General features: G+C 56.8%; 24 protein-coding genes. 6 read left to right on the top strand and 18 right to left on the bottom strand.

The window, feature by feature from the left end; genetic code table 11:
• Positions 1 to 2: 2 nt before the first annotated feature.
• From SIC19_RS08755 to SIC19_RS08740, 4 genes are all read left to right on the top strand, one after another.
• Positions 3 to 194 (top strand): 2-hydroxymuconate tautomerase, encoded by a 192-nt coding sequence (locus SIC19_RS08755; RefSeq protein ID WP_007152856.1) that lies wholly within the window; start codon positions 3 to 5, stop codon positions 192 to 194.
• A gap of 38 nt (positions 195 to 232) precedes the next feature.
• Positions 233 to 931, top strand: a complete 699-nt coding sequence (locus SIC19_RS08750) for a hypothetical protein (protein WP_041333577.1) — start codon at positions 233 to 235, stop codon at positions 929 to 931.
• 28 nt (positions 932 to 959) lie between these two features.
• A complete protein-coding gene (locus SIC19_RS08745; protein WP_036202345.1) occupies positions 960 to 1,904 on the top strand; it encodes a ketopantoate reductase family protein in 945 nt (314 codons plus the stop codon).
• Positions 1,905 to 2,080: 176 nt separating this feature from the next.
• Positions 2,081 to 3,037: an AraC family transcriptional regulator gene (locus SIC19_RS08740; RefSeq protein ID WP_075195481.1), complete on the top strand. Its 957-nt coding sequence runs from the start codon at positions 2,081 to 2,083 to the stop codon at positions 3,035 to 3,037.
• Here the strand turns inward: SIC19_RS08740 and SIC19_RS08735 are convergent.
• The 4 genes from SIC19_RS08735 to SIC19_RS08720 form a co-directional block, all read right to left on the bottom strand.
• Positions 3,034 to 3,843 carry an IclR family transcriptional regulator gene (locus SIC19_RS08735; RefSeq protein WP_036202351.1) on the bottom strand — a complete coding sequence of 270 codons (810 nt, stop codon included), beginning with the start codon at positions 3,841 to 3,843 and terminating at the stop codon, positions 3,034 to 3,036. The genes SIC19_RS08740 and SIC19_RS08735 overlap by 4 nt on opposite strands.
• Before the next feature lie 120 nt (positions 3,844 to 3,963).
• The gene (locus SIC19_RS08730; RefSeq protein WP_075195479.1) at positions 3,964 to 4,968 is read right to left on the bottom strand and encodes a porin; all 1,005 of its coding nucleotides are present in this window, start codon (positions 4,966 to 4,968) and stop codon (positions 3,964 to 3,966) included.
• A gap of 120 nt (positions 4,969 to 5,088) precedes the next feature.
• Positions 5,089 to 5,928: an S-formylglutathione hydrolase gene (fghA, locus tag SIC19_RS08725; RefSeq protein ID WP_036202357.1), complete on the bottom strand. Its 840-nt coding sequence runs from the start codon at positions 5,926 to 5,928 to the stop codon at positions 5,089 to 5,091.
• 52 nt (positions 5,929 to 5,980) lie between these two features.
• Positions 5,981 to 7,099, bottom strand: coding sequence for an S-(hydroxymethyl)glutathione dehydrogenase/class III alcohol dehydrogenase (locus tag SIC19_RS08720; RefSeq protein WP_227662382.1), 1,119 nt, complete (start codon positions 7,097 to 7,099; stop codon positions 5,981 to 5,983).
• Between the two features lie 165 nt (positions 7,100 to 7,264).
• Here SIC19_RS08720 and SIC19_RS08715 point away from each other — a divergent pair, with 165 nt between their 5' ends.
• Positions 7,265 to 8,146, top strand: a complete 882-nt coding sequence (locus tag SIC19_RS08715) for a LysR substrate-binding domain-containing protein (protein WP_075195477.1) — start codon at positions 7,265 to 7,267, stop codon at positions 8,144 to 8,146.
• Positions 8,147 to 8,171: 25 nt separating this feature from the next.
• Here the strand turns inward: SIC19_RS08715 and SIC19_RS08710 are convergent, their stop codons facing one another.
• From SIC19_RS08710 to SIC19_RS08670, 9 genes are all read right to left on the bottom strand, one after another.
• Positions 8,172 to 8,885 (bottom strand): ABC transporter ATP-binding protein, encoded by a 714-nt coding sequence (locus tag SIC19_RS08710; protein ID WP_075195476.1) that lies wholly within the window; start codon positions 8,883 to 8,885, stop codon positions 8,172 to 8,174.
• The gene (locus SIC19_RS08705) at positions 8,882 to 9,649 is read right to left on the bottom strand and encodes an ABC transporter ATP-binding protein (RefSeq protein WP_075195475.1); all 768 of its coding nucleotides are present in this window, start codon (positions 9,647 to 9,649) and stop codon (positions 8,882 to 8,884) included. The genes SIC19_RS08710 and SIC19_RS08705 overlap by 4 nt, the downstream gene beginning before the upstream one ends.
• 2 nt (positions 9,650 to 9,651) lie before the next feature.
• Positions 9,652 to 10,608, bottom strand: coding sequence for a branched-chain amino acid ABC transporter permease (locus tag SIC19_RS08700; RefSeq protein ID WP_075195474.1), 957 nt, complete (start codon positions 10,606 to 10,608; stop codon positions 9,652 to 9,654).
• 13 nt (positions 10,609 to 10,621) lie between these two features.
• Positions 10,622 to 11,485, bottom strand: a complete 864-nt coding sequence (locus SIC19_RS08695; RefSeq protein WP_075195473.1) for a branched-chain amino acid ABC transporter permease — start codon at positions 11,483 to 11,485, stop codon at positions 10,622 to 10,624.
• A 98-nt stretch (positions 11,486 to 11,583) separates the two neighbouring features.
• On the bottom strand, positions 11,584 to 12,756 hold the full coding sequence (locus SIC19_RS08690) for an ABC transporter substrate-binding protein (protein ID WP_075195472.1): 1,173 nt from the start codon (positions 12,754 to 12,756) through the stop codon (positions 11,584 to 11,586).
• A 236-nt stretch (positions 12,757 to 12,992) separates the two neighbouring features.
• A complete protein-coding gene (locus SIC19_RS08685) occupies positions 12,993 to 14,453 on the bottom strand; it encodes a benzaldehyde dehydrogenase (RefSeq protein WP_075195471.1) in 1,461 nt (486 codons plus the stop codon).
• Between the two features lie 30 nt (positions 14,454 to 14,483).
• Positions 14,484 to 16,049: an FAD-dependent oxidoreductase gene (locus SIC19_RS08680; RefSeq protein ID WP_075195470.1), complete on the bottom strand. Its 1,566-nt coding sequence runs from the start codon at positions 16,047 to 16,049 to the stop codon at positions 14,484 to 14,486.
• Positions 16,050 to 16,065: 16 nt separating this feature from the next.
• On the bottom strand, positions 16,066 to 16,662 hold the full coding sequence (locus tag SIC19_RS08675) for a gluconate 2-dehydrogenase subunit 3 family protein (protein WP_075195469.1): 597 nt from the start codon (positions 16,660 to 16,662) through the stop codon (positions 16,066 to 16,068).
• A 55-nt stretch (positions 16,663 to 16,717) separates the two neighbouring features.
• A complete protein-coding gene (locus SIC19_RS08670; protein WP_075195468.1) occupies positions 16,718 to 17,629 on the bottom strand; it encodes a transporter in 912 nt (303 codons plus the stop codon).
• Between the two features lie 340 nt (positions 17,630 to 17,969).
• On the opposite strand from SIC19_RS08670, the gene SIC19_RS08665 reads away from it, so the two are divergent.
• A complete protein-coding gene (locus tag SIC19_RS08665) occupies positions 17,970 to 19,868 on the top strand; it encodes a sigma-54-dependent Fis family transcriptional regulator (RefSeq protein WP_075195467.1) in 1,899 nt (632 codons plus the stop codon).
• Between the two features lie 45 nt (positions 19,869 to 19,913).
• Here the strand turns inward: SIC19_RS08665 and SIC19_RS08660 are convergent, their stop codons facing one another.
• The 5 genes from SIC19_RS08660 to SIC19_RS08640 form a co-directional block, all read right to left on the bottom strand.
• Positions 19,914 to 20,840 carry a methyl-accepting chemotaxis protein gene (locus SIC19_RS08660; RefSeq protein WP_075195466.1) on the bottom strand — a complete coding sequence of 309 codons (927 nt, stop codon included), beginning with the start codon at positions 20,838 to 20,840 and terminating at the stop codon, positions 19,914 to 19,916.
• 165 nt (positions 20,841 to 21,005) lie between these two features.
• Positions 21,006 to 21,794 carry an alpha/beta fold hydrolase gene (locus SIC19_RS08655; RefSeq protein WP_075195465.1) on the bottom strand — a complete coding sequence of 263 codons (789 nt, stop codon included), beginning with the start codon at positions 21,792 to 21,794 and terminating at the stop codon, positions 21,006 to 21,008.
• A gap of 14 nt (positions 21,795 to 21,808) precedes the next feature.
• On the bottom strand, positions 21,809 to 23,011 hold the full coding sequence (gene pcaF, locus SIC19_RS08650) for a 3-oxoadipyl-CoA thiolase (protein ID WP_075195464.1): 1,203 nt from the start codon (positions 23,009 to 23,011) through the stop codon (positions 21,809 to 21,811).
• Between the two features lie 8 nt (positions 23,012 to 23,019).
• Positions 23,020 to 23,796 carry a CoA-transferase subunit beta gene (locus SIC19_RS08645; protein WP_075195463.1) on the bottom strand — a complete coding sequence of 259 codons (777 nt, stop codon included), beginning with the start codon at positions 23,794 to 23,796 and terminating at the stop codon, positions 23,020 to 23,022.
• Positions 23,796 to 24,611 (bottom strand): CoA transferase subunit A, encoded by an 816-nt coding sequence (locus SIC19_RS08640; protein ID WP_075195462.1) that lies wholly within the window; start codon positions 24,609 to 24,611, stop codon positions 23,796 to 23,798. Before SIC19_RS08640 ends, SIC19_RS08645 begins: the two co-directional genes overlap by 1 nt.
• Positions 24,612 to 24,807 lie beyond the last annotated feature (196 nt).

Below are 24,807 nucleotides of genomic sequence, written 5' to 3'. Positions count from 1 at the left end.
TAATGCCGATAGCCCAATTGTATATCCTTGAAGGTCGCACGGACGAACAGAAAGAGCGCCTTATTCGTGAGGTGTCGGAAGCCATGTCACGCTCAATTGATTCACCGATTGAACGCGTACGGGTGATCATTACCGAAATGCCTAAAAGCCATTTTGGGATAGCCGGTGAGCCGGCCAGCAAAGTACGGCCCTAGCGCTGTCCTCGAACCAACGCCTATTGCCGGTGAGTAACATGACCAAGCTGCCCGTGCTGTACTTGTCCTGTGAAACAGAAGCGCTGACAGGCCCCAAAGGGCAGGCCAGCCTGCGCCGCCTGATACGGCCCGATCTCGTAGTTGTCAACGTGGCATTTATTACCTCGAAAAAAGGGGGCGCACAGCCGGAAATCTTTCACCAGTGTGGTGAGGGGATTCTTGCCAGACGCCTGCAATCCGGAATGGCGGAACGGGGGTTTGATGTCGCCGTTAGCGGGTCTCGGGAACAGGGTTTGAAGGAACTGGCTGAAAGCATGACGCATCTTGCGCCTGAGGAGGTGATTGAACTGCGGCTCAACACCGGTATGACCAGTGAACACTACAGGGATATTGGTCATTGCCTGGAAGCCTTGAGAGACCAGGGTGTGTTGCTGATATGCCTGGACCGGCTGGAAAACGTCGGCAATAACGAGGATCATCCTCAGCCACATGACAGTTATCTCCGTAATCTGATTCGTCAGTGGGAAGATGAGCACAGATGGGTAAAAGCCATGTCGAAATCTGACCTGCGCGCCTCTCATTCTACTCCGGGGGCCGAAGCCCCCGTTGCCGACCCAACGTTATGTGTGCTCAATACCGCCTTCAGTCTAGGTGGAATGCAGGCACCTCAGCGCCTGTTTGGCTTCTCTCTGAATGAGAATAGCCAGTCCCTCGCAGGTTATGGATGGATGCAATAATCTGTCGAAAACGCAGAGGATTCCGTGAATGCTGAAACTACTGATGGTTGGGGCCGGTGGTATTGGAAGCTACTACGCAGCAAGGCTTCTGGAGTCGGGGCACCGGGTGGTGCTCACTGCTCGCGGAGCCCATCTGGATGCCCTTGTCAGCAACGGCCTGAAGGTCCACTACGGGGGGAGGGAACTGATTCATCGTCCAGAGGCCTTCAGCCACCAGCAATTGGTCGCCCGATTCCATCCTGACGACTTTGACGTCATTGTCATTGCCCTGAAGTCGACAGCCACCGAGTCGGTCGTGGATGAGCTCGGAGCCTGGCTGAGGCAGGGCCGGGTTCCTGTATTGTCCCTCCAGAATGGTGTTGATAATGAGCCATTGCTGGCAGAAGCCATCGGGGCCGAGCGGATCATCGGCGGGCTTGCGGTGCGGATCGGCGGGCATATTGTGCGGCCAGGTGTTGTCGAAGCAGAGGGCGTTGCTGAGATCGTGATGGGCGAATGGCCTGCGGCGCGTAAGCCCGGCAGCGCGCGCTCGTTGCTGCTGGAGAAACTCGCGGCGGCATTCGACGGCTCGGGTATTCCCACCACGCTTTCCGACAACGTTCGCTACGAGCTATGGCGTAAGCTGGTGATCAACAATGGTGTAAATCCCCTCTCGGCACTGACAGGATTGGATACCCGCAGCCTGACTCATCGTCCCGAGTTCAGCAGGATTGTGTATGGCATGATGGCGGAAACCGTTGAGGCATCAAGGGCCGATGATGTAAACCTCACGAAGGAAGATCTCCACGAAATGTTCGAGTTGATCAGTTCCTTCAATGCAATCAAAACGTCCATGCTGATAGACAGGGAGAAGGGGCGCCCCCTTGAACTGGACAGTATTGCGGGCGCTGTACTTAAACGTTGCGCCAATCTTGGCATCGATGCTCCATACACGTCGACCATCGCCACTTTGTTGAAGCAACAGGCCTCCTGACTTCCCGCTGTGAGTTGGTGCTCTTGCCGCTCTCGTATACCCAGTTATTTCTCATGCTCGCGTTCTTCTTTGATGACCTAACGCATGCTGTTTCGGTGGTGTCTTTGTTGGTTGTTGATTGATCACCTGAATTTATATAAAGTGAACTCATTAACAATAAGTAAATGAGGCGAGAGATGTTTGGTCAATCACTTGCGGGCGCTACCGTCCTTCAGGGGGCACATCCGGAAGAGGTGTCTTCGTTTGTTAACCAGCATATCGGGCAGCATCGCCTGGAAATGCTTGGAGAGCAGAAACGGAAGTCCAGTCTCAGCTTCAGGGAATTTGCCGGGTTCGGGATGTCCCAACTCAGTTACGGTAACCATGTACGGGTAAAAAGCCCCGAACTTGAGTCCATCTATCACTTTCAGGTGGTCACTCGGGGTGAGTGTGTCTGGCATCAGGCGGGCGAGCGCATGAAGGTTCGCAGTGGTCAGGCGGTTATGGTGAACCCTTATGAAAAGATTGATCTGGAGTATTCGGATGATTGCGAAAAGCTGATCATCAAGGTTCCCGAGCATGTACTCAATAATGCCCGTGAGTTATCACACGGTCGGTTGCCGGAGGATGGCATTCGCTTTACCCGGGCGCCCGTGGAGCTTCGGCTATGTCCTGCCCTGATCAATATCATGGAGGCGGTGCTGTCCGAGCTTGATGATGCCGAAGACGAGGACATAAACCCGGTTTGCGGCGCCTATCGTGAAATTATCCTCAAGAAACTGCTGAAAGTATTTCCCAGTAACTGGTCCAGCCAGGAGAACGGTGCGGCCTGTACGCCCATGCTGGGTAAAATGCTGCGGTACATTGAACAGAACGTGCATCGCAACATCGATATAGAAGAGCTTTCCAGTGTCTCCAATATGAGTGTTCGATCCATCTACAATGCTTTCTCCAAGGCCTTCGCGACGACCCCCAAGTGTTACATCAAGCAGTTGAAGTTACAGAAGTTGCGGGAAGACCTTTTGCAGGGAAAGTGCCGGAATGTCACCGAGATCGCCCTGGAATATGGCTTCAGTCATCTGGGCCGGTTTTCTTCGGATTATCGAAAATCCTTCGGCGAGTTGCCCTCTGAAACCCTGCGAATGGCCGGTTAATCCCGGCCATTACCTTCCCGTTGTTGCCCGCAGATCTGTCGGGTAACCCGGTCACTGCATTCCCGGACCTGTTCGAACAGGAATGAGCCTTCGCTGATGTCGGTGTCCCGATCAAGACCCAACAGGGTGATGACGGTGACAATGCTGCCGTTGATATCGAATACAGGGCGGCTGAGCACATTGATTTCGGGGAGGTAATCACTGAAAAACGCGCAGTAGTTATCCCGTTTGATGGTTTCCAGATGAGGTTGCAGTTCCTCCCGGGTGATGGGTTTGCCCCGATGTTTCGGGAGTGACTTGGCGTTCTTGTAATACTGGTCCACCAGTTCCTTGCGTCGCTTCGCTGGCAGGTGGGCCAGGTAAATCCTGCCTGAGGCTGAGTTCAGTGGCGATAGCTCGGCGCCCAGCCTCACGTTGACCGAGATTGGCTGGCTTGAGTCCAGCCACTTGATGATCAGTGGGCCGTTGCCGTTCCAGACGGTGACCGACACGGTTTTGTCGGTTTCCTCATTGAGCCGGTCAACGGCTTCGTAACTCAGCTGAATCGGGTTGATGCGCCGGAGTGCTGAAATGCCCAGGGTCAGGCTGGAATTGCCCAGGGTGTACTGGGTGTGATTCACCTGATTGATGTAGCCCTCTCGCAGCAAACTGACCAGGTATTTGTGGGCGCGGCTAGGTGACAGATCCAGGGCGCCCGACAGTTCCTTGAGGGTGGGTGGCTTTGGCGCTGTGGAAATATAATTGAGGATATGCAATCCGATTTCCAGCGAACCGATTCCTTGCCGCTTTGGGCTTTCTTCTGCCATGGACGTTACCATTTTCGAATGACTGGTGCTGCCGTGTACCAGCGGAAAACAGGCACCCTGGAGACGGCGGGCACCTGTTTTTCGGGTTGTTGGCAAGGATACCAATTCTGAAGGTCCGGATCAGAATTTGTACTTGGCCATGACCTCAACCTGCTGGCCTTCCGGCAATAGCGGGCCGAAGGCGAGATTGTACTTTCGCCACTCTATCCCGGCTTCCAGATCCTGGGTGATGTTATGGATCAGGTTGACGCGATGGGCTTCGTAGTTGGTGTCGGCGTCGTCATCCACTTCGACGGCTGTATAGGCGACGTTTGCCCGCCACTCGTTGTTGATGACGTAGCGAAAGCCAACGTCAAACCCTGCCTGGCTGACAGCGTCGTCGTTTTCGACATCCGGTGACGACAGGCTGTTGTTTACGCCAACACCGGTGAATGCACCAAGTCCTTCACCGTAGTGAGCATTCACGTTCAGGCTGTGAGGCCCGATCATGAACTTCGAGCCGATGGCGCCGCCACCCACGAAGTCGCCATTTTCAACTTCGCGACCTGATGCGGTGAGGATAACACGGTGACCACCGTCGAGACTCAGGTTGTAGTTAACCGCAAGATCAGGCGTGTCGGCGTCGTTGTTGACCGGGTCCTGTGCAGTAAAACGGAAGCCGGCAACCTCGTGACTAATCAGGTTTGTGCGGAAGTTGAACCCGCCCAGGGTGCCTCGCGGCCCGCCCAGGAAATCCAGGTAATCGTGATAGGCAACGGCCCAGAACTGGCCGGTCCAGGTCTGCCCCACGGTGGTCTGATCCACCTTGATGAAGGCGTGGCGAAGCCGTAGGTCGTTATTCTCGCCAGGAAAGGTGCCGCCGTAAAAGTCGCCTTCCACAAAGCCGACAATCGTATGGCCTTCCTTCTGGGTGACTGTTTTAAGGTTAACGCGGGACTGGTTGGAACGGCCGAAGATGCGGGAATCCCCATCATCGACTTTTTCATAGATGGCTTCGGCTTTGAAATAGCCACCGATGCTGAATTTGGTGTCGTTGAACTCGCCGAGTTCGAGAGCGTGAACGGCGGGGGCCGCGCTGAGACCGGATGCAATAGCGAGCGCTAGTAATGAATGTCGATAGTTCATTTGCCTTCTCCTTGTTGTTTGGCATTTGAACTATCGGTTATTCAGGCGTGGGCAAATATCCGGTTAATGAACATCCCTATCCGTTTTTTGTACTTATCTCCGGCACGGTGCAGGGTTCCGTCACCGTTCCAGATGACGACCATGGAATCGCAGATGGTCCTCAATGAAGCTGGCAATGAAGTAGTAGCTGTGGTCGTAGCCCTCGCGCAGATTCAGTTCCAGCGGATAACCGCTGATATGGGCTGACGCCTCAAGGGCTTCGGGGCGAAGCTGTTCGGCCAGGAAATTGTCAGCGTCACCCTGATCCACCAGGGCCGGCACGAATTTCTGTGCCTTGCGCATTAACAAGCTGGCATCGTAGGCAGCCCAGCGCCCGGTATCGTTGCCGAGATAGGCGGCAAAGGCTTTTTTGCCCCACGGGCAGCTGACCGGATTGCTGATCGGGCTGAAGGCAGACACCGACTGGTATGTCTGTGGATTGCGCAATGCCAGCACCAGGGCGCCATGCCCGCCCATGGAATGTCCCGCGACAGAGCGTTGGCCGGTCACTGGGAACACCGACTCCACCAGTGCCGGTAGTTCATTCAGCACGTAATCGTACATGCGGTAATGCGTGTTCCAGGGGCTCTCGGTAGCATTCACATAGAACCCCGCCCCCTGGCCAAGATCGTAACCGTCATCGTTGGCGACGTCGTCGCCTCTGGGGCTTGTGTCCGGGGCCACAATGGCAATGCCCAGTTCGGCGGCTACGCGGTGGGCGCCCGCTTTCTGCATGAAGTTTTCGTCGGTGCAGGTCAGGCCCGATAGCCAGTAAACGACGGGTACCTTTTGCCCACTAGCCACCTGTGGTGGCAGGTAAATCGCGAAACGCATGACACAACCAAGGGTGTCGGACCGATGGCTGTACTGCTTGTGCCAGCCACCGAAACTTTTGTTGCTGCTCAGGTTTTCGATGCTCATCAAGAACTCCGTGGGTGAGTCGCCTGCCATGGGCGGCAGGCGACCGCGCCGGTCACTTATCGAAATGGATCACGCTACGAATGCTCTTTCCTTCGTGCATCAGTTCGAACGCCTCATTAATGTCTTCAAGCCCCATGGTGTGGGTGATGAAATCGTTGAGTTTGAACTCGCCCTGCAGATACCGCTCGACAATTCCAGGGAGCTCGGAGCGGCCTTTGACGCCGCCGAACGCGGAGCCTTTCCAGACTCGACCGGTCACCAGTTGGAATGGGCGGGTGGAAATCTCCTGGCCAGCACCTGCGACACCGATGACGACGGATTCGCCCCAGCCCTTGTGGCAGCATTCCAGGGCAGAACGCATCACGTCGACGTTGCCAATGCACTCAAAGGAGTAGTCCACGCCGCCATCTGTCAGTTCGACAATGACTTCCTGAATGGGTTTGTCATAGTTTTTCGGATTGATGCAGTCGGTCGCGCCCAACTGCTTTGCCAGGTCAAATTTGCTGTCGTTGATATCAATAGCAATGATGCGGCTGGCCTTGGCCATGGTAGCGCCAATAATGGCAGACAGGCCGATGCCGCCCAGGCCGAAGATCGCCACGGTGGCACCTTCTTCCACCTTGGCAGTGTTCATGACGGCGCCCATGCCGGTGGTTACTCCGCAGCCCAGCAGGCACACTTCTTCCAGTGGCGCTTCTTTGTTCACTTTGGCCAGAGAGATTTCCGGCAGCACGGTGTACTCGGAGAAGGTGGAGCAGCCCATGTAGTGATAGATTGGCTGGCCATCCTTGTAGAAACGGCTGGTGCCATCGGGCATCAGGCCCTTGCCCTGGGTTTCCCGGATCTTCCCGCACAGGTTGGTTTTACCGGAGAGGCAGAATTTACATTCTCCACACTCTGGCGTGTACAGGGGAATAACGTGATCTCCAATCTCGACACTCGTGACACCTTCGCCGATGGCCTCAACGATGCCGCCGCCTTCATGGCCCAGAATCGCGGGGAAATTACCTTCTGGATCGTCTCCGGAAAGCGTAAACGCGTCGGTGTGACAGACGCCGGTAGCGATCACCCGCACCAGAACCTCACCGGCTTTCGGCGGCATTACATCCACTTCTTCAATGGAGAGTGGTTGCCCCGGTCCCCAGGCAATGGCTGCTTTTGATTTGATCATCTCGCTCATAATTCTCTCCGTTTGTGATGCATCTGTATTTGGACACTGCCCGAATGATCTGGTCATTATATTTGCTGCACATATGTTGATAATGACCGTGTTCGTGAAATCACTTTTACTCATGTGTAATAATCAGAATTGCTGAAGCAAAAGTAGGGTGGTGACATGCAGCGCTGGGAAGGTGTAAACGAATTCGTGGCGGTGGCTGAAACGGAGAGCTTCACCCGGGCGGCAAAACGCCTGGACGTCTCGACCGCTCACGTCAGCCGACAGATCAGCGCGCTCGAAGACAGGTTATCCACCCGTCTGTTCTATCGAACGACCCGGCGCGTCTCCACTACCGAGGCCGGGCAGATCTACTATCAGCATTGTCGCCAGATACTGGACGCCCTTGAACAGGCGGAGCGCTCTATGACCAATATGCAGCTGGTGCCCCAGGGCCGGCTGCGACTGACGGCGCCGGTAACCTACGGAGAGAAGTCGATCGCACCGCTGGTCAACGATTTTGTACTGCGGTATCCCGAACTCGACGTTGAAATGAAACTGACCAATCAGCAACTGGACCTGGTGGCGGAAGGTTACGACCTTGCGGTACGGCTTGGTAAACTGGACGATTCGAGCCTGATGGCCAGGCGTCTTGCTTCCCGGACTCTGTATGTATGCGCCTCGCCAGCTTATCTCGCTGTCCATGGCACCCCGCACTCTCTGTCTGAGCTGGAACACCATAATTGCCTTCAGGGGAATCTGGGTTACTGGCGATTTCAGGATGCGGGTCATCCCCGCAATGTCCGGATTCGTGGAAATGTGCGTTGTGACAGCGGCAGAGCCTTGTTGGATGCAGCGCTGAAGGGGGTTGGTATTGTCCAGCTGCCGGATTATTACGTTGGGCCGGCACTCGACGCGGGTACACTGATACCTCTTCTGACTCATTACCAGGAAGACGATGACGGTATCTGGGCGGTGTATCCCCATAACCGTCACCTGTCGCCAAAGGTGAGAATGCTGCTGGACTACTTTGTGGATTCACTGGGCGTGCCAAACGCCTGATTGGGGCTAAGCCCAATCAGGGTATTCAGACACTGAGCGCGGTTTCGACCTTTTCCAGATTCTGGTCCAGCTCTTCGGAGCTGCCATCAAAGTGAACCTGTCCTTTCACCACCACCACATGACGGTCACAGAGCTTTTTCAGTGCCTTGATGTTCTTGTCCACGATCAGTGTGGAAATGCCCGACTCACGGATGGTGGCAATCACGTTCCAGATGTCCTGGCGGATCAGCGGCGCCAGACCTTCGGTCGCCTCGTCCAGAATCATCAGTCGGGGATTGGTGACCAACGCGCGGCCGATCGCTAGCATCTGCTGCTCGCCCCCAGACAACTCCGTACCCAGGTTTGACAGGCGTTCCTGAAGGCGCGGAAAGGTATCCATGACCCGATCGAAATTCCAGCCGGTGTTGCCGTTGCTGTCGGGGCGGGCGGCCATTTGCAGGTGTTCCTTCACCGTCAGATTGTGGAACATGCCCCGGCCTTCGGGAACATAGGCTATGTCGCGGCGCATCCGCTTCCAGGTCGGCAGGTTGCTGATGTCCTGTCCGTCGAAATACACATGACCACTGCGGGGCGGCACGATGCCAAGAATGGACTTGAGCGTGGTGGTCTTGCCCATGCCATTACGCCCCATCAGGCTCATGGACTGCCCCTTATCCAGCCGGAACGACAGATCGTGAAGGATGTGGCTTCGGCCATACAGGGTGTTGAGGTTTTTAACTTCCAGAAGACTGTTGCTCATGCCGCTTCCTCCTCGTCTTCCTTGCCCAGGTAGGCTTCTTTCACCCGGGGCTCGTTACGTACTTCATCCACGGTGCCGGTGATCAGATGGGTGCCGTTGTCCAGTACGGTCAACTGGTCGGAGAGCTCGAAGATGGCATCCATATCGTGTTCCACCAGCACAATGCTGTAGGTCTGCTTGAGTTCGTTCAGCAGTTCGATAATGCGCTGGGACTCCTCGTGACCCATCCCCGCCATAGGCTCATCCAGCAGCAGGATGCAGGGGTCGGTTGCCAGCACCATCGCCAACTCAAGCTGGCGTTGCTCACCGTAGGATATTTCCGCTGCGACGGTGTGGATGCGGCTTTCGAGCCCCACCTGGCACAGCGCTTTTTCAGCCGCTTCCCGAACCAGCTTGTTGGAATGACGCGACGCGAACAGATTGAAGCTGCCGGTGAAGCGGCGTTGAGCGGCCACGGCGCAGTTTTCCAGGCAGGTGACATCGGCGTAGATGTTGGTTTTCTGGAAGCTGCGGCCAATGCCCCGGCGCACAAACTTCCAGGGTTTCATGCCCTCAATCTGATCGCCCTTGTGGAAAATGCAGCCGCTGGTCGGTTTCAGTGTGCCGCACAGCATATTCAGCAGCGTACTTTTGCCCGCGCCGTTGGGACCGACCACGCCGTGCAGTTGTCGGTCATGAAACTGCAGGGAAATGTCGTTGAGTGCCTTGATGCCGCCCCAGTGTTTGCTGAGGGATTCGGTTTCCAGAATGATGTCGTTGGCCATGATTATTTCTCCAGCAGCTTTTCAAGGTAACCGGCCAGGCCTTTGCGCAGCAGCAGGACCATCAGGATGATCGCGCCGCCCATGAACAGCATCCAGTCTTCGCTCATGTGCTCGAAGAAATACTGCAGACCTTCATAGGTAATGGTGCCGAGAATGGCGCCGTAGATGGTGCCCATACCACCGAGGATGGACATCACCAGGGCGGTACCGGACATTTCCCAGGTCATGAATTGCGGATTGACGTAGCCATACTGCAGGGCGAACAACAGTCCGGCGTAAGCCGCCAGGGTGCTGCCAATGATGTAGCTGATCAGACGGAACGCGAAAATGTTATAGCCCAGGGCCTCGGTGCGTTCCGGATTCAGGCGGCTGGCTTCCACAATGCGGCCAAAGCGCGAACGCAGGATGATCTTGATGGCCAGCAGGGTGACCAACACCGCCAGCAGCGACAGGTAATAGAAGTGCGTGGGGTTATCCAGGTTCAGGAAGTTCAGGCCAAAGATGCTGGTTTCCGGCTTCATGAAAATGAACAGACCGTCGTTACCCCCGAACTCCAGGGAGTCGAAGAAGAAGTAGTACACCATCTGCGATATCGCCAGGGTGATCATGATGAAATAGATGCCAGAGGTTCGCAGCACCACAACACCGACAACCAGAGCGACCACAGCGCTGATACCCATGATGTACAGGGCGTAGAGCCAGAAATTGACGGCTTCGTATTCCGGCGTAACGATCACGAACAAGTAACCGCCCAAGCCGTAGAAGAGTGCGTGCCCCAAGGTCACCAGGCCAACACGCCCTACCAGAAAATCCAGTGACATCACGAACACCGCCAGGATCAGGATGGTGGTGGCTTTGCCGACGAAGAACGAATTGTCCTCAAGGAACAGAGGAATACAGAGGGCGATCACAAAGAAGATCGCCAGAAAGATGCGCTCGGTGCGTTTCTCGAAAATCATGTTCGGCTCCCGCTTACTTGGCGAACAGGCCCTGGGGCTTCACCAGCAGCACCAGGATCATAAAGATGTAGATAATCATGTTGGACATGGTGGGCATCAGTACCGCAGCAAATGTGCTGATAACTCCCACCAGGAGGGCTCCCACAAAGGCGCCTTTGATCGAACCCATGCCGCCGATGACCACCACCACGAAGCAGGTAATCAGGACGCTTTCGCCCATACCCGGAACAATGGAGCGCATGGGAGCGGCGATAATGCCAGACACCGCGGCCAGCATGACGCCAATCGCAAACACGATGGTGTAGAGGCTTTTGATATTGACGCCCAGGGCTTCCACCATTTCCCGGTTGGATTCTCCGGCACGGATCAGCATGCCCAGGCGGGTCTTGCTCACCACGAAATAAAGCGCGGCGGCGATGGCGATACAGATGAATGCCGCAAAGATGCGGTAAACCGGGTAACTGGAGTTGTCGGTGAAGGGTACGGAACCGCTCAGCGCGTCAGGAACTGCGACGCCATAAGGGTCGTTGCCCCAGAGAATGCTTTGCAGCGAGTTGAACACGAAGATCATGCCGATGGTCAGCAGTACCTGATCCAGGTGGTTGCGGTTGTACAACCGCTGTATCAATACCCGTTCGATCAGTATGCCCAGGCCGAGGGCGATGACAGCCGAGAGAATGGCGGATACCGTAAAGCTGCCGGTTACCGCAACGAAGTACCACACCAGATAGGCACCGACCATGTACATGGAGCCATGGGCCAGGTTAAGGATGCCCATGACACCAAACACCAGGGTCAGGCCGGAGGCGATCAAAAACAGAAGCAACCCATACTGGAGACCATTAATAAGTTGCACGAAGAAAAGTTCGGTAGACATAGTGATACCCAACGGTTTTACGGATAAGTCAGTTCAGGTGTGGGCAAGGGAGCTTCAGATGAGCCCCCGGCTTTTGCCGGGGGATTCAGAACCCGTGCTTAGAGCTTGCAGCCACGGGCAGGGTCTTCCAGCGCTTCGGCGGCGATGCTCTGCACCACGTTCACGCCGTCCTTCACTTTCCTCAGATAGACGTTCTGGATCGGGTTGTGGGCCTTGGAGAAGGTGAATTCTCCACGCGGGCTGTCGATGGTCAGCTTTTCCATGGTGCTGATCACGGCCTGCTTGTCCGAAATGTCACCCTTGAGCTGGTCGATGGTGTTAGCGATAGCCTGCCCCGCGTCATAGCCCTGTACGGCGTAGATGTCCGGGTAGTGGCCGTATTCGGTATTGAAGGCTTCGCGGAATTCCCGGTTCTTGGGAACATCCAGTTGCTCTGCATAGTGCAGACCGGTCATCACGCCTTCGGCAGCGTCGCCCTGCGCCTGCAGAGTGCCTTCGGTGAGGAAGCCGGACCCCAGCAGCGGAATCTTGCCGCGCAGGCCCATGGCATCGTAGTCCTTCACGAACTTGATGGCGCCGCCGCCAGCGAAGAAGGTGAATACAGCATCGGGATTTGTATCCGCGATGGAGCTCACGTGGGACTGGAAGTTGGTAGATGGGAAGGGCAGGAGCACTTTCTCGACAATCTCGCCACCACCGGCAGTGAACGACTCTTCAAAAGCGTCCAGGCTCTCGCGGCCCATGCCGTAGTTCCAGCTGATGGCATAAACCTTCTTGTACCCCTTTTCCAGAGCGACTTTGCCCATGGGGTAGGATGGCTGCCAGGATGAGAAGGACGTCCGGAACATGTTGGGCGAGCACAATGGGCCTGTGGCCGCTGCCGCACCTGCGTTCGGAATGATCATCACGGTGTCCTTGCCACGAAGCATCTTGATCATGCCCATGGCAACACCGGAATGAACCGGGCCAATTATAAAGTCCGCTTCGTGTTGGTTCAGCAGAGACGACGCCAGTTCCGGAGCCCGTGATGGTTTGGCTTCGGTATCCAGCTCAATAAATTCAATGTCCGCGCCGTGCAGGTTGGCGGCGTTTTCCTTCAGCGCCAGCTTCAGGCCGTCGCGCCCGGCTTCGCCCAGTTGTGCGTAGATGCCACTGAACGGCAGCATGACGCCAATTTTTACCGGATCGCCGGCGGCATGTGCGCCAAGGCTCATGCCTGCGGTCAGGGTAGTTGCCAGTACAGCGCTGGCAAGGGATTTGGTCCTGTTCATTTCAACACCTCGAAATTTTTGTTTTGCGGTTCTGTCATTAGAGTCTTCGAGGCGAAAGAGCAATATCCGTTTTCTGCACACCGGTGTCCTGTGGTTGCAGCGCTATTAACGACACTTTGAAATTCAGGTATTTGAAGGATAAAAAAGCCCGAAGAGCAGGGGAGCTCCTCGGGCAAGAGCAGATCATCCCCTCAGGGATCGCCACTCAACAAGGAAAGCGAGGTTCAGGTCGAGTATCAGAAGGGGTATTGGATACCTTCCTCCATCACACTGACCCACTGGCTGGTGGTGAACTCTTCAATGTTGGCAGGTCCGCCAAAGCGGCCGCTGTTGCCGGAACTGCCCAGGCCGCCGAAGGGCACCTGGAACTCGTTGTTCACCGTTTGATCGTTGATATGGATCATTCCCACCTGGATTTGGTTGGCGATTTGCAGGGCGCGCTCTGTCGATCTCGAGTGGATGGCTGCCGCCAGGCCGTAGAGTGATTCGTTGACCAGACTGCAGGCGTTGTCATCAGAGTCGAAGGTCATCACAGGTGCTACCGGGCCAAAGACTTCCTCGGAGAAAACCGGCATGTCCGGGGTAACGTCGGACATGACGGTAGCCTCGTAATAGTTGCCGTTGCGTTTTCCGCCGACGACAATTCTGGCACCCATCTCGACCGAGCGATTGACGATGTCTTCGACGCGTTTTGCCTGAGCCTCATTGATCAGGGGGCCAAGGTGAGCCTGCTCCTGTGCAGGATTACCGCAAGCGAGGTTTCCAGCACGGGCGGCCAGACGCTCAATGTACTCATCCGCCACCGAGCGATGCACCAGGTGACGCCCCGTCTGCATGCAGATCTGCCCCTGGTGCAGGAACGAGCCCCAGGCCCCGCAGGAGCTGGCGATGTCCAAGTCTGCGTCCTCAAGCACCACCTGGGCGTTATTGCCGCCGAGTTCCAGTGCCGCTTTCTTCAGCATTCGCCCACAGGTTTCACCGATCTTCTTGCCCACGGCGGTTGAGCCGGTGAATGAGATCATCTTGACCAGCGGATGCTCAACCAGTGCCTGGCCGACGTCGGGGCCACCAGGCAGCACGTGGAATACTCCTTCAGGGAGCCCGGCATCTTCCAGAATTTTTGCCATCAGCACACCACCACAAATACTGCTCTTGGGATCGGGCTTCAGTATCACGCAGTTACCCATGGCCAACGCCGGAAATACGGACCGCATGGCAAGAAGGATAGGGAAGTTCCAGGGGGCGATAACGCCCACGGTACCAATGGGCACACGCTTCCAGTAGTTTCGTTTTCCTGGCATATTGGACGGGAAGATTTCGCCACTGGGTTGCATTGGCAGGGCCGCCGCCATCTGAGCCTGTTCATAGGTGGCCTGCAACTCCCAGTCCGCCTTTGGACCGATGGAGCCGCACTCACGGGTATTCCATCCGTTGATTTCATCCGCGCGTTCCTTGAGCAGGGTGGCGGCTTTACGCAGGATCTCGGCTTTTTGATCAAAGGGAACCGCCACCCACTGCGTCTGGGCGTCCCTGGCAGTGGTTGCAGCCCGGTCAACGTCAGACGGCGTCGCGGCTTTCAGCTGTGAAATAACCTCTCCGGTCGCGGGTTCCGTAACGTTGATCTGCTCGCCGTTCCCGCTCTTCCATGATCCCAGGAACAGGCGCTGCTGCCACACGGGGTTTGCTGGCATATCCATGATCTGTCCTCCTTAATGTTTCCGTCGTGATCAGGCGTGGGCCCGGTTGATCTGGTCGCTGATGTAATGTGCCAGTGCGTACACGGTTTCCGACGGGTTGTAGCCGATCGACGTAGGCAGCAGGCTCGCATCCACGATGTAAAGGTTCTTTATCTCGTGGGTTTCGCCCATGGGTGAAACCACGGTGGTCTTGGGGTCCGCGCCCATGCGGCAGGTGCCCTGGGGGTGGAACGACGTGTACCGATAGCGAGCGGGCTCGTTGTCGAGGCTGTCGATCACGGCATCGATCTGATCGACGCTGTCGATGGTCAGTTTCTGGGAAGTAGGAATATAAAGCTGCTTGGCACCGGCCGCAAACAGTACTCTCGCGTTGGTCTTGAGGCCTTCCTTCATGATGTCGAAATCGCCATCATCAACGAAGTACTTGATCTCCTTGGCGCCGTTTTTCCAGTTCACTTCGCCCACGTTCTGGTCGTGGATCAGGGTGATCAGGCGAACGGTGTTCCGGTATTTGGACATGTAGGACGCGTAGGGTTTTCCGGTGCCAGGCTCCACCTGGAAGCTGGCTTCTACTGGATCCTGAATGGCGTCCAGAAGCAGGTAACCACCGTCTTTTGGCATGGTGTGCTTGTCCATGTATAGGGAATGGGTGGCGCCGTAGAAATTATCGATATCCTCATCGAACATGCCGGTGACTGACATGGTGGGATGGCAGGCGAAATTCTTGCCAACCTGCCCGTTACCGTTGGCCAGATTGCTTTTCTGCAGCAGGATCGGCATCTGGATCGGGCCGGCGGCACCGACCACAATCGGCGCGTTGACCCTGAGTTTGCTTTTAACCGTTTTGCTCTGTTGATCGACGATTTCCGCCAGTACGCCCGTTGCCTTGCCGTTGTTGGCCAGGATCTGAGTGGCTCGCGTATCGGAATAAATCGTAGCGCCATAGGCTACGGCCCAGGGCAGGTAAGTAATGAGCATGGACTGTTTGCGGTCTGACTTGCAGCCAGCGAAACAGAAGCCGGTCATGGCGCAGTTACGGATATTGCGTTTGGCGTTGCCCTCGGGAAGGTTCAGTTTTTTCATGCCTCCTTTGAGCAGTTGGGCGCCGGCACTGGTTTCAAACGCCTTATTGGGGGCGATGCCGAGGTTGGCTTCGACTTTGTCAAAGTAAGGAGCCATGACTTTGGGCGTCAGGTTGGTTAGACCGAACTCTTTCGCCCATCGATCGAGATAGTAGTCCGGAGTGCGAAAGCACAATGCCGCATTGACGACGGTAGAGCCACCAACACAGGCACCCTGCAGAATCGATATGTCGCCCGCGGAATTGGACTGGCCGCCATGATCGGCATAGAGGGTGTCCATAGACACAGCGTGCATTTCGGTAAATTTCTCGGAAGGCACGTAAGGGCCGGCTTCCAGTACCACCACTTTTTTGCCTGCTTTCGCCAGCTCGTAGGCGGCAATGGCACCACCGGCACCCGAGCCGATGATGACGGCGTCAGCATTGAGTTCGATGTTGTCATTGGTGACATCTGACGCTTGGGTGACCTGCAAACCATGGGCAGGCACCGTTTTAGCTTTGATTGTTTCTTGCATGGTCTACTCCCGCCTTTCAGCTTTTCGGTAGAGGGGCGTTGCCCAACGATTCCAGGTTCCACTTATCCGTTACGGGCCCGCCGTAGCCCAGAGGTGCCCAAGTTGGCGGGTTCGCCCAGTAGGACAGGCCAACCAGTTTTTTCAGGCCCATGGCCAGTGCCCGATGAGGCACCTCATCGGAATCGGCCCAGGTGTCACAGAAGGTAGCGGCCTGCTCGTCGGATAAGTCCACAAAGGGCTTGCCATACTCGGCTTTGGGGCCGTCGTTGAAATAGGCGATACCGCCTTTCAGGCCTTCAAGGATATGAGGTTCCATGGTGGCCAGCAGCGCGGCGTCCAGTGTCTGCATGACCGGAATTTCGCTGGCGGGAACCAAGCCAGTTCCTTCGGTTACCAGCATGACCTTCATGAGCCGATGCATGACTTGGTATTCGCTGGCGGACATTACCTTAATGCCCTCTGGCATTGAGGCGAAGGCATTCGCAGCACCGAGAAGCCCGGTGCCTACGGAAGCCGCCACCGCGAGGCCGCTGGCGGCCTTCAGGAAGCTGCGGCGGCTCAGGCCGTTGATCTGGTCGATGGCTTCTTTTGTTTGATCGCTCATCTGACTCATAGTCTTCTCCGGAATCATTGCCTGGGTTAGCAGGCTCTTACTTGTGAATATGGGCTCAGAATACCTTCAGTACGCGAAAGTTCACGCGGGTATCCTCTTCGAAACCGTTTTCCACGTTAATGTCTTGGCCGGCCTGGACCTGCAGTTGCACGGTCGGGTCGACAAAGGTGGCATAGGTGGCCAACCAGCGGTTGGTGTTGACGCGGTCGTCCTGATCCTGTCCGCCAACGGTGGTTTCTCCTCCAAAGGAATGGTAGTAGGAAAGCGCCACATGACTTTGCTTGGATAACAGGTAGCGGAGGTGACCTTGCAGGCTCTGGGCGTCTTCCTGTTCGCGTTTAAAGCCCAGGAAATCATCATTGTCTCCGTACACGGAATACTCCGCGATCAGATCCAGAACCACACTGTTGCTCAAATGCTTGACATAGGCCGCCTGAAAAATGCCCTTCCAGCGGTTCTCGCCAATGTTCACTGGTCCCTTGTCGTCATCGTACTGGCCGACAGGTACGGAGGCGAAAGCGGACAGGCCAACCCATTGTTGATCGTCGGGGTTGTTGAGAACCCAGGCAGTTGCGCCAATGATGGGGTCGCCGACGCCGCTTTCCGAGGTGGGTTGAAGCGGGCCAAACGGCTCCTCCAGTTCCACCTTGCCGAAAGGCACGATGATCTGTGGGTCCACGATCACACCGCCAATGTCCATGTAGTGAACGAAACGGGCGAGGCCGATGATGGTATTTAGTCCAGCATCCACCGGTACCTTGTCGCCATCGGCGTAGACAGTATCGCGGGTTGCGTACTGGCCATAGAGGATGCCGAGGTTCACGCCCGCAGGCAGTGGCGTGTAGTCGCCTGGGTCAGTGGCAATTTCGGCTGCTTGGGTCGTGGCGGAGAAAAAGCCGGTGGTAAGTGCCAGGGCAGAACCCATGGCCAATGATTTGAACGGTGTGTTCTTCAGCGTCGATCGCATGGTTGGTCTCCAGATATCGTGTTGTTTTTGTCAACGCGAAAACGGATAGCGACGATCGTGCCAGAAAATCGGATTTTCAAAAAAATATCTTATATACAGTTAGTTAAGTATTTATCGCTATTTCTGGGGCAGGGTTGGGTAGGGTCATGAATGTCTCAATTCGGGAAACATGGAGACACTGTCTCATAATGAGACAGTGCGTGGCATACCAACGAATTTCCGCGCAATCGTTACAAATAAACGTGTTAAAGTTTCACGGGTATGACAACAAGAGCCGACATGGCCAGAACGCAGGGTCGCATCAAACGAAGATAATCAGCCCTGCGAGAGAGGTAACATTATGAACGCCATTATTCCTGCCGACCACAGGCGAGCCAAGGCACGTGAAACGTTTTTCGAACATGGTCAGATTCCAACGGGCTTGATTGACGATGCTATTGTCAATTCCTGGCAGCGTTGTTCCGCAGCGAGCAAAAACGTCAGTGAACGGGTTCAATTCGACACTGTGTCCAGAAGTGGTCTGTTGGAGCTCATGGACAGCAACCAAATCCTGCTGGAGGCGGCCACCCAGCCGTTGGAACAGTTAGGCCAGACCGTTAATGGCGCCGGCTATTCCGTCCTACTGACGGATGACAAAGGGGTTGCTCTAGCGGCGCGACGTTCGGGGCGATGCGCTAACACTCTGATTAACGGTGCGTTCCGGCAGGGCGTCAACCTTTCCGAGGCGACCATCGGCACTTCTGCGATGTCTTGTGCCGTGTCAGAACGGCGTCCTGTACTGGTCTCTGGAGTTGAGCACTACCTGCATGCCAACCGGGTATTCAATTGTGCGGCTTCTCCCATTGTCGACCCCATGGGCCGGGTACTAGGTGCCATCGATATTACTCGTGGTAATCCGCTGGAGCCGGGAAGCGCTCTTTCGTTGGTGCAACAGTGTTCGGCTCGGGTCGAACGCCAGTTGATGGGGATGTTGTCGCCCTGGCTCATGGTCAGCCTAGGTTGGGAGCAGAATGATCTTCGTGCCTCTGGTGATCTACTGGTAGCGCTTGGGCAGGAGGGGCAGGTGCTGGGCCTGTCGCCGCGGGTGCGTGAGTTGACGGGGCTGGCCTCAACGGATGAGAGGTTGTGCTTTCAGGATCTGTTTGACCTGCGCTTTGATGAGCTGGTCGATGGGTTTCGTGGTCGGAAGCAGCCGATGACGGCCAGGATGCACTCCGGGCTGTCATTTTCGCTTCGCCCGGTGAATACCGATGCTCGAAAAACCGTCAGGCGCAGTTCTGCGAATCCTCCGGCGAAGCGTTTGCCGGACTCCACGGATTTTGGTGATCCTGCCATCAGCCGTCAGGCCACCCTTGCAGGCAGAGCGATGGAGAAGGGATTGCCGGTGCTGATACTGGGAGAGACCGGAACCGGGAAGGAAGTGATGGCGAAATCGCTTCATAGTGGCAGCATGTCTTCCTCCGGCACGTTCGTTGCCATCAACTGCGCCGCCATCCCGGAGTCGCTGATTGAAGGCGAATTGTTTGGCCATGCCGAGGGCGCCTACACGGGTGCTCGGCGAGGGGGTGCTCCTGGCAAGATTGAGCATGCGGATGGTGGCACCCTGTTTCTGGACGAAATTGGTGACATGCCGTTGGGACTTCAGTCGCGGTTATTGAGAGTGTTGGAAACTCGGGAAGTGACCCGTCTCGGAAGTGCAACACCAAAGCCGGTCCGTTTCCAGTTGATCTGCGCAACCCATCGGAACCTATCGGAAGCCGCCCAAAACGGGGATTTCCGCGAAGACCTGCTCTATCGCATTAAAGGTATGACAGTACGCTTGCCAAGGCTGGCGGAACGTTCGGACCTGAAAAACTTCATTGTCGACCGGTGCCGGGTTCTGACACAGGGCAGTCGCGAGCTCTCACAAGACTGTCTGGATGGATTGATCCGTTACGACTGGCCGGGAAATGTCCGTGAGCTCATTTACGCTCTGACCCATGCCGACGCACTGGCGGAGCCTGATGAAGTGCTGGAACTTTGCCATTTTCCGGAAGAAATAGCGGCCCCGACAACCGTGGCCGTTGGAAGCAATCGTACGGTGAATAGAGGCGGTACCCTCAAGAGCCTGGAACGTGCTGTTATTGACGAGGCGCTGGCTATTGAGGGGGGCAATGTCAGCCGGGCAGCGAAACGGCTGGGCATTGGTCGAGCGACACTGTATCGCCGCTTCAAAGCCGGCAGTGAGAACGGGCCCTAGTGTCTGTGGTTGTCACTCGGCGGAGGGAGGGCCCGGAAACACGGATCAGCGTGCAGTACTGAGGTCGGTATAAAGCTGATGGGTCAGCTCACGCTGAACTTGTAGACGATCAGTAATTCCCTGCACCACTTCCATTCGGGCCACGGCCCCGGCCTGAATATCCTTCATTGCCTGTAAGGCTTCACCGGACTGGCCCAGGCACTGGTTGCACGACTCGCGGATTCTCTCCATGCCATTGCCCGCGTCCACCGACGTGGTTGTCAGGCTGTTGGCGATGGCGCGAATGCCTTCGCTGGATTCGTTGGCACGAACCGCAAGATGGCGCACTTCGTCTGCCACCACGGCGAACCCTCTGCCATGTTCCCCCGCCCGGGCGGCTTCAATGGAAGCGTTCAGGGCCAGCAGATTGGTCTGTTTGGCAATATCCTGAATGTTGCCGACGATGCTGCCAATTTCCTCGGACTGTGTACCCAGTTGGGTGAAGACCTCGTCAATGCGTCCCATGAAATCGGCCAGTTCCCGGATGGAGGCTTCGGAGTCGGAAATGCAGCTGGCGCTGTGGGTGACTTTGGCGCCCGATGCCTTGGCGAGTTTGCCGGCCTCGCCCATTTCTTCCAGGATGACCTCGACATTATTGCGCAAATCGTCGAGGTGGCTGATGAGCATGGGGTCGGGGGCTAACGGTTGTTCTTGCAGGTTGGTTTCCGGCACCGGCTCTGCGACAGGTTCCGGTACGGGCACCGGTATTTCCTCACGGACGGTGATAACCTCTGGCTGCCATTTCACGCAGAGGGCGAGAGCGGCGGCAACAAGGCCCAGGGTCAGAGTTGCGGCAACAACCTGAAGGAGGCTGCCTGCCGTGGCAAGCAACAATACGATGCCCACTAACGCCAGGATCAGTGCGCCGTAGATGGGGGTTTTGGAAGTTCCGGAGTGTGTCGGTTCCTGTTCGAACGCGAGGGTGTCGGCCATAGTGGTGTTTCCGCAGGGCAATAGTTCTGATTGTGCTGAAACGCTAAGGCTTTTTTGGCGGCGCCACTATCCGCTGAGTGCAGAGGTGTGTCCGTATAATGAAGTTGGGTGCTGGCGAGAGTAAAAGCCAGGCCGGGAGACGAACGGGCCTGGCTTGTATGTCGATCAGGCCAGGTTGTTGACCAGGATCTGGGTTAGCTTGTCCGGGCACTCAACGGAAGGCACATGGCCAACCTGCTCCAGAATGACCGGCTCCGCCGCGCCGCTGGCGTCGGCCAGCGCCCTCAGGGTGTCTGGCGGTGTGGCCACGTCGTCGGACCCTCCCACTAACCGGAGTGGTACGCGTTGCTCGCTGAGCATTTCGCGGAAGTCGACCCGCCCCAGCATTTCGCACAGCAGGGCATAACTACGGTTATCGCCGCGCCCCATGATCACGCGCCAGCCTTCCACCAGCGCTGGTTGCTGTTCGCAGACGCTGGGGCCGAACCAGCGCGGCACAATATCCACCGCCATGGTGCTCAGGCCCAGTTCCAGAACGCTCGCAGAACGGGTGTTCCATGCATCGGGGGTGCCGATGACGGCTCCGGTGTTGGTGAGTGTGGCGGACAGCAATCGGTCTGCATGCTTGCTGACGAGCTGTTGGCCAATCACGCCCCCGATGGACGTGCCCGCGAAGTGGAAACGCTGTGCCTCGGCGGCAGTGGCGAGTACGAGGGCCTCCTGTGACAAGTCTTCAGGGGTGATCTGGTCACTGGCCTCTGGCCAGGCCGCGCTGGCGCCATGTCCTGGCAAGTCCCAGGTGAGTACCCGGAAGCTGTTCAGCAGTGCGGGGATCATGTCGTCCCACACGGCCTGCGTCATGCCCAGAGGGTGTGCCAGCATCAGCAGCGGTTTTGTGCTGTCACCGAGCAGGCGGTAACAGACAGTGCGGCCGTTGTGTTTCAGAAAAGCCATGGTAGCTCCTTGCCTCAGACGCGTTCGATAAGTGTTGCAATACCCTGGCCGACGCCAACACACATGGTGCAAAGCGCGTATCGGCCGCCGGTGTGTTGCAGCTGGTGGGCTGCCGTTTGCAGCAGTCGTGCGCCAGACATGCCCAGTGGATGCCCAAGGGCGATGGCGCCGCCGTTCGGGTTGACCCGGGGATCGTCGTCGGCAACGCCCAGTTCCCGTAGTACGGCCAGTCCTTGCGCTGCAAAGGCTTCGTTCAGTTCGATCACGTCGATGTCGTCAATGCCGATGCCTTGCTTCTCCAGCAGTTTTCGAACGGCGGGGACCGGGCCAATGCCCATAATACGCGGTTCCACGCCGGCCGTGGCCATGCCCAGGATTCGGGCCATGGGTTTTAGGTCGTGGGCTTTTACCGCATTTTCACTGGCAACCAGCATAGCCGCAGCACCATCGTTGACGCCGGAGGCATTGCCGGCGGTCACGCTTCCGCCTTCCCGGAAAGGGGTTGGCAAGGAGGCGAGTTTCTCCAGGGTGCTTGCACGAGGATGTTCGTCGGCATCGAATACCAGTGGGTCCTGTTTTCGGCGCGGAATGGATACCGGCACGATTTCTTCTGCGAAGCGGCCTTCCTTCTGTGCCCGGGCGGTTTTTTCCTGGGAACGGAAGGCAAACAGGTCCTGATCTTCCCGCGACACCTGGTACTGCTCGGCGACGTTTTCCGCGGTTTCCGGCATGGAGTCGATGCCGTATTGCTTCTTCATCAGTGGGTTCACGAAGCGCCAGCCGATGGTGGTGTCTTCGATCTTCTGATCCCGTGAAAAAGCCGAGTCAGCCTTGCCCATCACATAGGGCGCGCGGGACATGGATTCCACGCCGCCGGCCAGTACCAGCTCCATTTCGCCGGCGCGTATGGCGCGAAAGGCGGTGCCCACTGCGTCCATGCCGGAGCCACACAGGCGGTTGAGGGTCGTGCCGGGCACGGAGGTGGGCAGGCCTGCGAGCAGGGCAGACATCCGGGCAATATTGCGGTTGTCTTCACCGGCCTGGTTTGCAGACCCCATCATCACTTCGTCGATGGCGGCGGGGTCGAGTTCCGGGGCCTGTTCCAGTACAGCCTTGAAGATATGTGCCGCGAGGTCATCGGGGCGAACGCTGGCCAGGGTGCCGCCGAAACGGCCAATGGCCGAACGGCGGGGGTGGCAGAGATAAACGTCAGTCATGATAGTCCTCACTGTTGGCCGGCATGATGCGCGTTGGTGCGCGCTTTCAGGTCACGCAGGATGTCCAGCTCTTTGGCACTGGGTTCCGGCGTTGTTTCCAGCTGTTCCGCAAACCGGATCTCCCAGCCAGTCGCTTCGATCACTTCTTCCCGGGTTACGTTCGGGTGTAAGGATGTGACCACCAGTTCTTTGGTGTCCGGATCGGGCTTGAGAATGCACAGATCGGTAATCACCACCGTGGGGCCGCGACCGATATTAGGGACATTATCCCGTGCGGTGCCGTCACGTCCAAAGCCAACGGTGGTGACGAAGTCCACGTCCTTCACGAAGGTGCGTTTGGAATGCTTCACGGTAATGAACACTTCCTTCGCGTTGGTGGCGATTTCAGGGGCACCGCCACCGCCTGGCAGTCGCACTTTCGGTTCGCGGTAGTCTCCAATCAGGGTGGTGTTGAGGTTGGCGAAACGGTCGATCTGGGCGGTGCCCAGGAAGCCGACACTGATGTGGCCGCCCTGGAGCCAGTAGCGGAACATCTCCGGAACGCCGACGGTGGTCAACGCCGATTCGCACAGTTCGCCATCACCGATGGACAGTGGAAGAACGTCCGGTTTGGTCTGCAGGGTGCCGGATTCGTAAATCAGGGTGACGTCGGGCGCGTGGGTCAGGCGTGCCAGGTTGGCGGCCTCACTGGGCAGGCCGATACCGACGAAACAGGTCATGTCGTTGGTCAGTGCGCGGGCGGCAGTGACGCTCATCATTTCCGAAGAGGTAAATTCAAGGCTCATCACGCAGCTCCTTTTTCAAATACGTTGTCTTTCAGCCAGCTCTGGAAGGTTTCCCGGTCCCGGGCAATGCCGTCCCACTCTTTGTAGAAAGCGTTGTCGCGGTCGTAGTAGCCCAGCGCATAGGACGGGCTGGCGCCTTTCGGGGCCTCGGCAATGGCCGTAACCGCCCAGGACGGCAACACGCAGGCGTTCACCGAAGCGCCCAGATCGTCCACCACTTCTTCAACGGTCACGATGCTGCGCTTGGCGGCCAGAACCACTTCTTTCTGGATACCCACAATGCCTTCTATCAGTACATTGCCTTTGCGGTCGGCCCGCTGGGCATGAATCACAGCAACGTCCGGACGTACCGATGGCACGGCGGCCAGGCGCTCTCCGGTGAACGGGCACTCGATGAATTTGATCTGGTCATTCACCTTTGGCAGATCGCTGCCCACGTAGCCACGGAGCACTGCCAGTGGCAGGCCAGCAGCACCGGCTTCATAGGCGCAGGCCATGGCAGCGTGGCTGTGCTCCAGGATCTCCAGTTTATTCGGCCAGCCTTTCTCGACGGCATCTCGCAGGCGATGCAGTGAGCCCACGCCTGGGTTTCCGCCCCAGGAGAAGATCAGTTTCCGGACGCAACCCGCACCGATCATCTGGTCGTACACCAGATCCGGTGTCATGCGGATGAGCGTCAGGTCGCGCTTTTCCTGGCGGATGATTTCGTGGCCCGCAGCGAAGGGGATCAGGTGTGTAAAGCCTTCCATACAGACCGTGTCGCCGTTGCTGATATAGCGGCTCACGGCTTCCTTGAGAGAGAGAAATTCAGCCATTACAGAATCTCCAGTGCAGTGCATTGTTGAAAAGTTCGATATACGAACATAAGTTTAATATGCGAACATAATGACTCGAAGGTTTTGTCGTCGTCAAGTACAAATTTTCACCAGTTGATAAAAATGCACGGATGTTCGGATAGCGAACGAGCTGTTACCATTCGAACAGGCTGTGTTCAGGCGAGTAAGGAGTAGG

This window comes from Marinobacter sp. MIT930201, assembly GCF_047122665.1.
In the GTDB taxonomy this organism is placed as follows: Bacteria; Pseudomonadota; Gammaproteobacteria; order Pseudomonadales; family Oleiphilaceae; genus Marinobacter; species Marinobacter salarius.
The sequence above is the reverse complement of the archived record's forward strand: the minus strand, read 5'-3'. Positions and strand labels throughout refer to the sequence as shown.

Coding starts and splice junctions, on each gene's coding strand:
- SIC19_RS08755 (WP_007152856.1), top strand. CDS start 3: ATGCCGATAGCCCAATTGTATATCCTTGAAGGTCGCACGGACGAACAG.
- SIC19_RS08750 (WP_041333577.1), top strand. CDS start 233: ATGACCAAGCTGCCCGTGCTGTACTTGTCCTGTGAAACAGAAGCGCTG.
- SIC19_RS08745 (WP_036202345.1), top strand. CDS start 960: ATGCTGAAACTACTGATGGTTGGGGCCGGTGGTATTGGAAGCTACTAC.
- SIC19_RS08740 (WP_075195481.1), top strand. CDS start 2,081: ATGTTTGGTCAATCACTTGCGGGCGCTACCGTCCTTCAGGGGGCACAT.
- SIC19_RS08735 (WP_036202351.1), bottom strand. CDS start 3,843: ATGGCAGAAGAAAGCCCAAAGCGGCAAGGAATCGGTTCGCTGGAAATC.
- SIC19_RS08730 (WP_075195479.1), bottom strand. CDS start 4,968: ATGAACTATCGACATTCATTACTAGCGCTCGCTATTGCATCCGGTCTC.
- fghA (WP_036202357.1), bottom strand. CDS start 5,928: ATGAGCATCGAAAACCTGAGCAGCAACAAAAGTTTCGGTGGCTGGCAC.
- SIC19_RS08720 (WP_227662382.1), bottom strand. CDS start 7,099: ATGATCAAATCAAAAGCAGCCATTGCCTGGGGACCGGGGCAACCACTC.
- SIC19_RS08715 (WP_075195477.1), top strand. CDS start 7,265: ATGCAGCGCTGGGAAGGTGTAAACGAATTCGTGGCGGTGGCTGAAACG.
- SIC19_RS08710 (WP_075195476.1), bottom strand. CDS start 8,885: ATGAGCAACAGTCTTCTGGAAGTTAAAAACCTCAACACCCTGTATGGC.
- SIC19_RS08705 (WP_075195475.1), bottom strand. CDS start 9,649: ATGGCCAACGACATCATTCTGGAAACCGAATCCCTCAGCAAACACTGG.
- SIC19_RS08700 (WP_075195474.1), bottom strand. CDS start 10,608: ATGATTTTCGAGAAACGCACCGAGCGCATCTTTCTGGCGATCTTCTTT.
- SIC19_RS08695 (WP_075195473.1), bottom strand. CDS start 11,485: ATGTCTACCGAACTTTTCTTCGTGCAACTTATTAATGGTCTCCAGTAT.
- SIC19_RS08690 (WP_075195472.1), bottom strand. CDS start 12,756: ATGAACAGGACCAAATCCCTTGCCAGCGCTGTACTGGCAACTACCCTG.
- SIC19_RS08685 (WP_075195471.1), bottom strand. CDS start 14,453: ATGGATATGCCAGCAAACCCCGTGTGGCAGCAGCGCCTGTTCCTGGGA.
- SIC19_RS08680 (WP_075195470.1), bottom strand. CDS start 16,049: ATGCAAGAAACAATCAAAGCTAAAACGGTGCCTGCCCATGGTTTGCAG.
- SIC19_RS08675 (WP_075195469.1), bottom strand. CDS start 16,662: ATGAGTCAGATGAGCGATCAAACAAAAGAAGCCATCGACCAGATCAAC.
- SIC19_RS08670 (WP_075195468.1), bottom strand. CDS start 17,629: ATGCGATCGACGCTGAAGAACACACCGTTCAAATCATTGGCCATGGGT.
- SIC19_RS08665 (WP_075195467.1), top strand. CDS start 17,970: ATGAACGCCATTATTCCTGCCGACCACAGGCGAGCCAAGGCACGTGAA.
- SIC19_RS08660 (WP_075195466.1), bottom strand. CDS start 20,840: ATGGCCGACACCCTCGCGTTCGAACAGGAACCGACACACTCCGGAACT.
- SIC19_RS08655 (WP_075195465.1), bottom strand. CDS start 21,794: ATGGCTTTTCTGAAACACAACGGCCGCACTGTCTGTTACCGCCTGCTC.
- pcaF (WP_075195464.1), bottom strand. CDS start 23,011: ATGACTGACGTTTATCTCTGCCACCCCCGCCGTTCGGCCATTGGCCGT.
- SIC19_RS08645 (WP_075195463.1), bottom strand. CDS start 23,796: ATGAGCCTTGAATTTACCTCTTCGGAAATGATGAGCGTCACTGCCGCC.
- SIC19_RS08640 (WP_075195462.1), bottom strand. CDS start 24,611: ATGGCTGAATTTCTCTCTCTCAAGGAAGCCGTGAGCCGCTATATCAGC.